The sequence below is a fragment of the Methylobacterium sp. WL116 genome (assembly GCF_008039455.1).
Lineage (GTDB): Bacteria > Pseudomonadota > Alphaproteobacteria > Rhizobiales > Beijerinckiaceae > Methylobacterium.
Genome location: NZ_VRUV01000141.1, coordinates 1 through 9,451, shown reverse-complemented (window position 1 = coordinate 9,451; position 9,451 = coordinate 1). Strand labels below are relative to the sequence as shown.

At 70.9% G+C, this 9,451-nt stretch carries 11 protein-coding genes and 1 pseudogene; 3 read left to right on the top strand and 9 right to left on the bottom strand.

From position 1 onward, the window contains the following. Both FV223_RS12580 and lgt read right to left on the bottom strand, forming a co-directional pair. On the bottom strand, nt 1-435 hold a 435-nt coding region (locus FV223_RS12580), incomplete at its 3' end, for an SAM-dependent methyltransferase (protein WP_246689671.1). A 4-nt stretch (nt 436-439) separates the two neighbouring features. Further along, nucleotides 440-1,327 (bottom strand): prolipoprotein diacylglyceryl transferase, encoded by an 888-nt coding sequence (gene lgt / locus FV223_RS12575; RefSeq protein ID WP_244028036.1) that lies wholly within the window; start codon nt 1,325-1,327, stop codon nt 440-442. Between the two features lie 172 nt (nt 1,328-1,499). Between lgt and FV223_RS12570 the strand changes: the two genes are divergently transcribed. Beyond that, nucleotides 1,500-1,733 (top strand): type II toxin-antitoxin system prevent-host-death family antitoxin, encoded by a 234-nt coding sequence (locus FV223_RS12570; protein ID WP_147727367.1) that lies wholly within the window; start codon nt 1,500-1,502, stop codon nt 1,731-1,733. Continuing rightward, nucleotides 1,730-2,116, top strand: a complete 387-nt coding sequence (locus FV223_RS12565) for a type II toxin-antitoxin system VapC family toxin (protein ID WP_147727366.1) — start codon at nt 1,730-1,732, stop codon at nt 2,114-2,116. Before FV223_RS12570 ends, FV223_RS12565 begins: the two co-directional genes overlap by 4 nt. A gap of 21 nt (nt 2,117-2,137) precedes the next feature. On the opposite strand, the gene FV223_RS12560 is transcribed toward FV223_RS12565, so the two are convergent. From FV223_RS12560 to FV223_RS12540, 5 genes are all read right to left on the bottom strand, one after another. After that, nucleotides 2,138-3,133, bottom strand: coding sequence for a catalase family peroxidase (locus tag FV223_RS12560; RefSeq protein WP_147727365.1), 996 nt, complete (start codon nt 3,131-3,133; stop codon nt 2,138-2,140). Between the two features lie 123 nt (nt 3,134-3,256). Next, complete coding sequence (locus tag FV223_RS12555; protein WP_147727364.1) at nt 3,257-4,183, bottom strand: VOC family protein; 927 nt, start codon at nt 4,181-4,183, stop codon at nt 3,257-3,259. Next, nucleotides 4,180-5,082, bottom strand: coding sequence for an SMP-30/gluconolactonase/LRE family protein (locus tag FV223_RS12550; RefSeq protein ID WP_147727363.1), 903 nt, complete (start codon nt 5,080-5,082; stop codon nt 4,180-4,182). The genes FV223_RS12555 and FV223_RS12550 overlap by 4 nt, the downstream gene beginning before the upstream one ends. Nucleotides 5,083-5,092: 10 nt before the next feature. Next, nucleotides 5,093-5,554 (bottom strand): cupin domain-containing protein, encoded by a 462-nt coding sequence (locus FV223_RS12545; protein ID WP_147727362.1) that lies wholly within the window; start codon nt 5,552-5,554, stop codon nt 5,093-5,095. 26 nt (nt 5,555-5,580) lie between these two features. Beyond that, entirely contained in the window at nt 5,581-6,057 is a 477-nt protein-coding gene (locus FV223_RS12540) for a DoxX family protein (protein ID WP_147727361.1), read from the bottom strand. A gap of 242 nt (nt 6,058-6,299) precedes the next feature. On the opposite strand from FV223_RS12540, the gene FV223_RS12535 reads away from it, so the two are divergent. Further along, entirely contained in the window at nt 6,300-7,868 is a 1,569-nt protein-coding gene (locus FV223_RS12535) for a GMC family oxidoreductase (RefSeq protein ID WP_147727360.1), read from the top strand. 47 nt (nt 7,869-7,915) lie between these two features. Here the strand turns inward: FV223_RS12535 and FV223_RS12530 are convergent, their stop codons facing one another. Together FV223_RS12530 and FV223_RS12525 are read right to left on the bottom strand one after the other, a co-directional pair. Further along, on the bottom strand, nt 7,916-8,773 hold the full coding sequence (locus FV223_RS12530; RefSeq protein WP_147727369.1) for a carotenoid 1,2-hydratase: 858 nt from the start codon (nt 8,771-8,773) through the stop codon (nt 7,916-7,918). Next, nucleotides 8,770-9,451, bottom strand: a pseudogene (locus FV223_RS12525) (CrtD protein); the annotation flags it as partial. The pseudogene FV223_RS12525 and the gene FV223_RS12530, both read right to left, overlap by 4 nt.

Below are 9,451 nucleotides of genomic sequence, written 5' to 3'. Positions count from 1 at the left end.
GGGCGGCACCGAGGCGACGTCCGCGTGCCAAGTCGGCGTCGCCGCCGCGAGCGTCGCCTCCTGCGCCGCCCGCAGCACCGGGCTGGTCTCGACGAGGTGGAGGTCGATCGCCGCCGTCGGCGCCACGGTGCGCAGCGCCCGCAGCGTGTCGGCCATCAGCGTGCCGCGGCCGGGGCCGAGCTCCACCAGGCGCAGCGGGGCCGGCGCCCCCATCGCGGCCCAGACCGAGGCGATCCACACCCCGACGAGCTCGCCGAACATCTGGCTGATCTCGGGCGCGGTGGTGAAGTCGCCCCGCGGGCCGAGCGGGTCGCGGGTGCGGTAGTAGCCGTGCACCGGATGGCCGAGGCAGAGCGCCATGTAGCGGTCGATCCCGATCGGCCCGGTCTCGCGGATCAGGGCGGCGATCTCGGCGCCGAGGGGCGTGGGGCTCACGTCCTCACCGCGCCGTCTCCGTCTGCAGCGCGGCGGCCTCGACGGGATGGCGCGGCCGCGTGACGCCGCGGGCGGCGAGCACGATGAAGACCAGCCCGACCACGGCCATCGGCACGCAGAGCAGCATGCCCATGGTCACGCCGCCGCCGAGCGGCCCGAGATGGTCGCCGAACAGGTAGCCGAGCTGGCGGTCGGGCTCGCGGAACAGCTCGCAGACGGTCCGCGCGACGGCATAGCCGAGCACGAAGATGCCGCCGAGGAGGCCCGGCTTGCGGAAACCGAAGCGGTTCACCGCGAGCGCCATGACGATGAACAGCAGCAGCCCCTCGGTCGCGGCCTCGTAGAGCTGGCTCGGATGGCGGGGCAGCGGGCCGCCGGTGGGGAAGACGACGGCATAGGCGAAGTCGGGCGCGACCCGGCCCCACAGCTCGCCGTTCACGAAGTTGGCGATGCGGCCGAAGAACAGCCCGATCGGCACGACCACGGCGGCCAGATCGAGGAGCGTGTAGCCGCCGAGCTTTCGCGAGCGCGCGAACAGCAGCATCGCCAGGATCGCCCCGAGGAAGCCGCCGTGGAACGACATCCCACCGTTGCGGATCGCCAGGATCTCGATCGGGTCGTCGAGATACATCGGCAGATTGTAGAACAGCACGTAGCCGATGCGCCCGCCGAGGACGACGCCCAGCGCCACCCAGACGATCATGTCGTCGATGTCGGCGGTGGTCGGGCGCCGCACCACGCCCCAGTAGCGGTCGGCCATCACCAGGCGGCGGGCGTAGAACCAGCCGCCGATCAGCCCGGCAATGTAGGCCAGCGCGTACCACTTGATGGTGATCGGCCCGATCGCGACGGCGACCGGATCGATGGCCGGGAAGGGCAGGGCGAAGAGCATCGGGACCTCCCGTGGAAACGCCGGCATTGGACGTGGGCCCCGGGAGGCGTCAAGCCTGGGCATCGGTCCTTGCTCAGGCCTCGGGCCCGATGGCGAGGAGGCACTGCCTGCCTCCCTAGCGAACCTAGTCGACTTAGCTAAGATCGTGCCGTCTTATAGTTGGGAATGTGCGATGCAGATAACCGTCCATGCGGCCAAGACTCAGCTGTCCAAGCTGATCGAAGCAGCTCTGCGTGGCGAGGAGGTCATCATCGCCCGTGGAAGCGAGCCCGTCGTCCGATTGGTCGCCATCCCGAAGACCACGTTCAAGATCGGTCTTCTGGAAGGTCGCGTGACAGGTCCGGGTCCCGACTTCCTCGAACCGATGGACGCCGACGCGCTCGACCTGTGGGAGGGTGGGCGTTGAGCGGAAGCCTTCTCCTGGACACGCATGCCTGGGCTTGGTCGCTCACCAACGATCGTCGCCTCTCCCTTGCGGCGCGGCAAAGCATATCTGCGGCCGCGACGGTTTATGTGAGCCCGATCACCTTCTTTGAAATCAGTCAGAAGGTGCGCCTCGGCAAATGGCCTGACATGGCCCCCTTCGCCGACAGCCTCGCCGACCTCCTCCTCCAGCAGGGCGGCAGAACTTCTGCGCTGACGGGTGAGATCTGCCTCATGGCCGGCACGATGGATTGGTCGCATCGCGACCCGTTCGACCGTCTGCCGGCGGCAACGGCGCCGATCCGCGCGATGCCGCTGATCTCGGCCGATGCCGTCTTCGACGGGCGCGTCACCCGCATCTGGTGAGACGGGCGACGCGCCCGGCCGTCACTGCGAGCGCCGCCCGAACGAGACCGCGTAGGCCTGGACCCGCGCGTCGATCAGGGGATCGTCCGAGACCTCGATCCCGTCGGTGAGGGCGTTCGGCAGGAACAGCAGCGCCTTCTCGGCGCTCGCGCTGTCGGCGACGGGCTTGGTCAGCGTCAGGGTGCCCATCTCGACCAGGCGGCGCTCCTCCGGCCACGGCTGGGTCGCGTCGTCGGTCCGGTCGCCGGGCTCCGCGAGCTGGGCCAGCACCTTGTAGGAGACCGGCGCCTTGCCGAGCCGCGTGCGGATCTCGCTCATCAGGTGGTCCGGCGCCTGCTTGGCGGCCTCCTCGGACCCGAGCAGCTCCTCGCCCTCGACCGGCACGATGCGGTAGCGGAAGGCCTGCCGCTTGCCGTTCGCGTCGACGAGGATGAAGGCGTTGACGCCGTTGTAGGTCTGGCGCGCCAGGCTCGTCGGGGTCCGGGCGGTGGCGCCGGCCTTGCCCGCGGCCGGATGGCTCGCCACGAAGGTCTCGGCCGGCGTCGGCTTTCCGGCATCCTTCCCGCTCTTCGCGATCGCGACGAGCAGGTCGCGGAACTCCTCGCCGGTGGCGACGGGGAAGTACTTCAGGCTGTTGGTGACGACGTCCATCTCGCTGCCGTCGGCGAGCTTGAACTTGAGCGAGAGCCCGTGCGGGTTGGCGTTGGCCGCGCCGTCTGCGATCGTCGGGAGGCCAGTGGCGTCCGAGAAGCGGGCGGTGACCGGCACGGCGGCACCGGCGAAGACCGACGCCTTGCTGAGCTTGGCCGCCTCGGCGCTCGGCGTGAAGCGTCCTTCCACGACGGTCCCCTTGGCGTGGTTCGCCCGCATGCCCGGATGCTGCCCCCAGAGCGTGTTCATCGCGTCGACGGTCTGCTCGGCGGTGGTGCCGTCCTCGGCCGAGACCGGCGTGCCGGCCAGACCGGCGAGCATGAGGCCGCCCGCCAGGGCGCGTCGGAGGAGTGGAATATGGGTCATGCAGGTCTCCGGATCGGGGCGGCCCTCCGGCACCCGAGGCGGCGACCGGCGGCGATGGATGGCTATTGCCACGATCTGGAGTTGCACAAAAGGATCGAGCCGCGCGCCGCGATGCGAGGCCGTTTATCGGCGCGCGCCGCCGTCTGGACCGACGAGCCGCAGCCCATGCCCGTCGGGTCCCTCGGCGTAGGCGGTGCTGCCGTCGGCCGAAAGCCGCACCGGGTGGCCGGCCTGCCGGATCGCCGCGACGGCTTTGACGACGTCGGCGGTCTCGAGGACGAGCCGCGTCGTCGCCCGGTCGCGCAGACCGAAGGGCGCCGGGGTCGGTTTCTCCGTCGCGGGCTGGCGGTAGTGCAGCAGCTCCAGATGCGGCGTCGCAGGGCCGCCGGGTTCCAGGCCGAGGACGTCGACGACGGGGTCGGGGACGCCGTCGAGGCGCGCCTGCGCCTCGCCGGCGTTCAGACCTCGCTGCGCCACCCGGAAGCCGAGCAGCGCCGCGTGGAAGGCGAGCGCGGCCTCGAGGCGCGTCACGGTGATCGCCGAGTGGTCGATGCCGAGGAACAGGCCGGGCGCGGCCTGCCAGCGCTCGGCGGCGGGGCCGCCGGGGAAGGCGATCAGCTCCAACGGGTGCCCGTCGGGATCGCGGAACTTGTAGGCCGTGACGCCGCCCGACGTCTTGGGCAGGTCCTGCGGGCCGCCGACGCTGACGGCGGTCGGCGACAGGCGCGAGAGCTGCCCGAACGCGGCCTCCATCGCGCGGACGGGGATCGCGAGATGCTGGAAGACCGGATCGGTGGCACGGGGCGCGTCCGGGTACGGCGCGCCCGGCGGATCGAAGGCCAGGAACGCCACGATCTGCCGGCCGAGCCGCATCGTCAGGCGCGAGCCCACCGCCCCGGGGGATCCGTAGGCGTCGCCGATCGCAGCCGGCAGCGGCTCGATCGGGCCGACCCGCGAGAACCCGAGGCCGTCGCGATAAAACGCCTCCGTCCGCGTCAGGTCCGCGACGGTGCGCTCGAACCCGGCGATCGATCGGACCAGGGCGCTCACAGGAGCCGCGCCCCACGCCGGTTGGTGTAGATCGTGTAGAGGGTGTGCGAGGCGCAGAGAAAGAGCCGGCTGCCGTTGCGGCCGCCGAAGGCGAGGTTCGAGACCGTCGCGGGCACCAGGATCTTGCCGACGCGCTCGCCGTGCGGATCGATGCAATGCACGCCGTCCCCGGCGCCCGACCAGAGATAGCCTTCGTCGTCGAGGCGGAAGCCGTCGGCGAAGCCCGGCTCGACCGTGTGGAAGACGTCGCCGCCCGAGAGCGATCCATTCTCGGCGACGTCGAAGACGCGGATGAACTTCTTCGGCGCCTCGGCGAATTGCAGCCCGCTCTCGGCGACGTAGAGCTTCGTCTCGTCCGGCGAGAAGGCGAGCCCGTTCGGCCCGTCGAAGTCGCCGGCCACGACCGCGAGCGAGCCGTCGCGCGGGTCGAAGCGGTAGACGTTGGCGGGCAGCTCGGAGGCCTGCTTGCCGCCCTCGTAGTCGGTCTGGATGCCGTAGGGCGGGTCGCTGAACCAGATCGTGCCGTCCGACTTGCAGACGACGTCGTTCGGGGAATTCAGCCGGCGGCCCTGGTAGCGCTCGACCAGCGCGGTGATCGTGCCGTCGAGCTCGGTCCGGGTGATCCGGCGGTCGCGGTGCGAGCAGGAGAGCAGGCGCCCCTGCCGGTCGCGGGCGTGCCCGTTCTCGAAGCCGGTGCCCGAGCGGTACACCGATACGCCGCCGGACTCGCTCCAGCGCATCACGCGGTCGTTCGGCAGGTCCGAGAACAGGAGCTCGTCGCGGTCGCCGAACCAGACCGGGCCCTCGCACCATCGGAAGCCCTCGGCGAGCATCTCCAGCGGCGCGTTCGGCAGCACGAACGCCTTGAACCGCGGCTGCGTGATCTCGAACCCATCCATCGGCGCGGGCCTACTTGAAGCGTCCGGGCTGGTTCACGGTCGGCGTCACGTCGAGGCCGGTGACGATCATCGTGCACGGCTCGTCGCCGACCGTGCCGGAGAGATGCCCCTTCCGTCCGTCGCGCTCCTTGGTGTTCTGGTCCTCGCCCATCATCAGCTCGCCCGGTCCCATCTCGACGCGGGTGCCGTCCATGGTCTCGACGAACCAGCGGCCCGACAGGATGGCGATCCATTGCGGCCGCGGGTTCTCGTGCCATTGCCCGACCCAGCCGACCGGCAGCACCGTGAAGGTGACGCCGGCCTGCGACGGCGCCTGCTTGTCGTTCCATTGCGGCGCGGTCTGCGGGTCGATGCCCTCGAACTTGAACGCCGACAGCGCGAACCGTTCCTGCCGGCTCACGCCCTCGGCGTCGGTGTAGACGTGCCAGTACGGCATCCTGGGCGGCGGCCCGCCGTCGTGCTGATCGGCCATGTCGGGTTCCTTGCGAGAGAGGGTCGTCAACGGTTGTCGGGGGCAGACAGGGCCGGGGCGGCCTGCGGGCCGCTCGAGAGCGGGTGCCGAACGACCTCGGAGGCCGGGGCGTAGGCGCCGCCGATCACCACCAGCAGAAGCCCGCCGACGAGGCCGAAGTTCTTGAAGAAGTCCCAGAAATGGGCACGGCCCTCGCCGTTTTTCGACCAGAAGTCCGGGAACCGCCAGAACGGGTGGTACATCAGCGCGGTGACGGCGCAGAAGCCGGCGAGGACGAAGGCCGCCGCGCGATCGAAGATGCCGGTCACGATCAGAACCGGCGTCACCGCCTCGACGAGGATGCCGAGCACGAGCAGCAGGGCCGGGAAAGGCACTGGGCCGGAGCGCGCCTGCCCCATGGCCTCGTCCCAGTGCGCGACCTTGTCGTAGGCGCTGAGCGGAAACATGAAGACGAGGCAGAGCTTGGCCGCGAGCGGCACGGCGACGAGATCGAGCCACGTCATCGGGGGCCTGGGGTGACGGGCATCGCGAGATCCGGGGCGAGACGGGAGAGGGGCGGCGTGCGTGCTCGAGGGCCCAACGCCGCTCACCCGCCGCAGTTGCCGGGCCGGGCGGCGGAAGCGGGTGCGTTTGCTGCATCGCAGCGCGCACGATGCCGTGACCGGCCAGCCTGGAACGCCTCCAGGCTTGTGCCGTTGGCCGGCGAACCCGTTTTCTCCAGCGTATTGCAGTGCGAGGCCGACCGATGCGAGAGGACCATTACGACGTCATCGTGATCGGCTCGGGCCCCGGCGGCGGCTCGCTGACGTCGCGGCTGGCGAAGACCGGCAAGCGCATCCTGCTGCTGGAGCGCGGCGACTACCTCCCGCGCTCGCAGGACAACTGGAATTCGAAGACCGTCTTCGTCGACGGCGCCTACCAGGCGAAGGAGACCTGGTACGGCGGCGACGGCCGCACGTTCAGCCCGGCGTTGCACTACTATGTCGGCGGCAACTCGAAGGTCTACGGCTCGGCGCTGCTGCGGATGCGCGAGCGCGATTTCGGCGAGGTCCGTCACGTGGACGGCCTCTCGCCGGCCTGGCCGGTCTCCTATGCCGAGTTCGAGCCGTATTACGGGCAGGCGGAGGCGCTGTTCGCCGTGCACGGGCAACGCGGCGAGGATCCGAACGAGCCGTGGGCGAGCGGCCCCTACGCCCATCCCCCGGTCAGCCACGAGCCGCGCATCCAGAAGCTGTCGGACGACTGGGCAAAGGTCGGCCTCAACCCGTTCCACCTGCCGCTCGGCATCAAGCTCGACGAGCGCAACGGCAAGCCGACGCCGACCAGCATCTGCATCCGCTGCGACGCCTTCGACGGGTTCCCGTGCCTGCTCAACGGCAAGGCCGACGCGCAGGTGATGACCGTCGACCCGACGCTGGCCCGGCACGACAACGTAACGCTGCTCGTCAACGCCTACGTCTCGACGCTCGAGACCGACCCGTCGGGCCGCACCGTGACGGCGGTGAACGTCACCCGCGAGGGCCGGGCGGAGCACTACTCCGCCGACATCGTCGTCGTCGCGTGCGGCGCGCTGTCCTCGGCGCTGCTGCTCCTGCGCTCGGCCAACGCGGCCCACCCGAACGGGCTGGCCAACGGCTCCGACCAGGTCGGGCGCAACTACATGCGCCACACCATGTCGGTGCTAATGGCCCTGTCGAAGGAGGTCAACGACACCGTCTTCCAGAAGACGCTCGCGGTCTCGGACTTCTACTTCGAGTCTAAGGACTGGGAATTTCCCATGGGCCTGATCCAGATGTGCGCCAAGACGCATCCGGAGCAGATCCGCGGCGAGGAGTTTCCGAAATGGACCGGCTTCCTGCCGAATGCCCCGTTCGAGATGGTGGCGCGCCACTCGATGGACTTCTGGCTGCAAAGCGAGGACCTGCCGCATTCCGACAACCGGGTGATGCTCGGCCATGACGGCCGCGTGATCCTCGACGTGCGCGAGACCAACCGCGAGGCGCACGACCGCCTGCGCGGCAAGCTCGAGGACCTGCTCCGTCCGGGCGGGCTCTACACCTACCTGTTCGAGCGCTCGCTCTATCTCGGCAAGAACATCCCCCTGAGCGGGACCGCGCATCAGGCCGGCACGCTGCGCTTCGGCACCGATCCGAAGGCGTCCGTGCTCGACCTGACCTGCAAGGCGCACGAGCTCGACAACCTCTACGTCACCGATGCGAGCTTCTTCCCCTCGATCGGCGCCGTGAACCCGACGCTGACGATCGTCGCCAACGCGCTGCGCGTCGCCGACCACATCGCCGAACGGCTGGGCTGACGGGCTCGATCACGACCCGCTTCGGACGAGCGCGTGACGCCTGGTCGTCACGCCCGCCGCGGCATCCGGAACGGCAGCATCAGCCGCACCAGCGGATTGCGGAAGCGGTCGAGCGACAGGCTCTCGTGGACCGGGCGCACCGTCTCGCCGGCGAGCCGGGCCGAGAGCAGCGAGCGGGAGTAGAACGGCGTGTCCTCGAAGGTCCGCACCACCTCCGCCCGCCCGTCGTCGCTGCGGGTCGCGCGCGGCACGCGCCAGAACCGCGTCGGCGGCAAGGCCGCGGCGAGGGGCGGGCGGAGATCGCGGCGGGCGCCGGTGCGGTCGAAGCGGAGCGAGAGGTTCTGGCCCGAGCCGTCGCGGCGGCACACGTCGTAGAGGATCGCCGCGCCGTCGCCGAGGTCCGCCCGGCACCAAGTCCAGCTCGTGAAGGCCTCGGCCAGCGGCTCGTCGCCGTGATTGGTGTCGAAGTAGGCGGTGCCGGACCAGCGCACGGACGGCGCGTCGAGCGCGACCTCGACGGGCGAGGACGGCGCCATCGGCCACCAGCGATGCGCGCCCCGCGCGTCCAGGGTGAAGGGCCCGGGCGTGATCCCGCCGGGATGGAGCTTCACCGTGCCGCGGACCCGCGACGGGACCGGCGCCGTGGTCTCGTCGAGGGTGATGGTGAGCGAGGTGCCGTCCCAGGCCATGCCGCTCGGCCCGATCCGGATCTGCGTCGCATCGCGCGACAGGGCGCGGCTGCCGCGCTCGGTCATGCAGAAGCGGTTTTCGCGCGCGCCGTAGAGGACGACGTTGACGGCGCAGTGCTCGAACGGGTTCCGCGTGGCGTCCCAGGCGTAGTAGGGCGAGAACACGCTGCCGATGAAGGCGATGATGGTCAGCCCCTGGGTGCCGTCCGCGCTCAGGGCGTCGACGTACCACCAGACATAGCCGTCGCGGCCGACCGGCGTGTCGAAGCGGGGCGCGCCGCCCGCCGATCCGCCAGCAGCGTGTCCGCCGCGATCCGCCCCGATTGCGCCGCCATCGGCACCCCCGGCCCCGGATGGACGCTGCCGCCCGCCAGGTACAGGCCCGGCAGCCGGGTCCGCGCGCCCATCCGCTTGAAGGTCGCGCTCCAGCCGTGCGAGGCCCGTCCGTAGAGCGCCCCCCCGGTCGCCGGGAACAGGGTGCCGAACCGGTCCGGCGTGGTGACCGCCGTCTCGGCGGCGGAGATCGTCAGGCCGCACGCCGTCAGCCGTGCCCGCATCGTCGTTTCGCATGCGTCGATCTCCGTATCGGTGAAGGGTCGCTCGCCCCGGGCCGGCGCGTTGACGAGGCAGAGCAGGCGCTCGGGCCCGTCCGGCATCGCGTCGCCGGCCCGATCCTGCGCGCAGACGTAGGTCGTGGGGTCGGGCGGCAGCCGCCCGCGGCGGATCGCGTCGAACTCGGCCTGGTAGTCGCGTCCGAAGAACACGGTGTGGTGCGCCAGCGGAAAGCCCGCGGTGCGGGCGTTCAGGCAGAAGGTGATCGCCGAGAGCGAGCGCTCGGCCGGGGCCACCGGATCGGCGGCGCCGACCACCGCGGGCCCGAGCAACCCGGCGGCG

Bases quoted from the DNA above. Each gene is read 5' to 3' on its own strand.
- lgt (WP_244028036.1), bottom strand. From the start codon at position 1,327: ATGCTCTTCGCCCTGCCCTTCCCGGCCATCGATCCGGTCGCCGTCGCG.
- FV223_RS12570 (WP_147727367.1), top strand. From the start codon at position 1,500: ATGCAGATAACCGTCCATGCGGCCAAGACTCAGCTGTCCAAGCTGATC.
- FV223_RS12560 (WP_147727365.1), bottom strand. From the start codon at position 3,133: ATGACCCATATTCCACTCCTCCGACGCGCCCTGGCGGGCGGCCTCATG.
- FV223_RS12550 (WP_147727363.1), bottom strand. From the start codon at position 5,082: ATGGATGGGTTCGAGATCACGCAGCCGCGGTTCAAGGCGTTCGTGCTG.
- FV223_RS12545 (WP_147727362.1), bottom strand. From the start codon at position 5,554: ATGGCCGATCAGCACGACGGCGGGCCGCCGCCCAGGATGCCGTACTGG.
- FV223_RS12540 (WP_147727361.1), bottom strand. From the start codon at position 6,057: ATGACGTGGCTCGATCTCGTCGCCGTGCCGCTCGCGGCCAAGCTCTGC.
- FV223_RS12535 (WP_147727360.1), top strand. From the start codon at position 6,300: ATGCGAGAGGACCATTACGACGTCATCGTGATCGGCTCGGGCCCCGGC.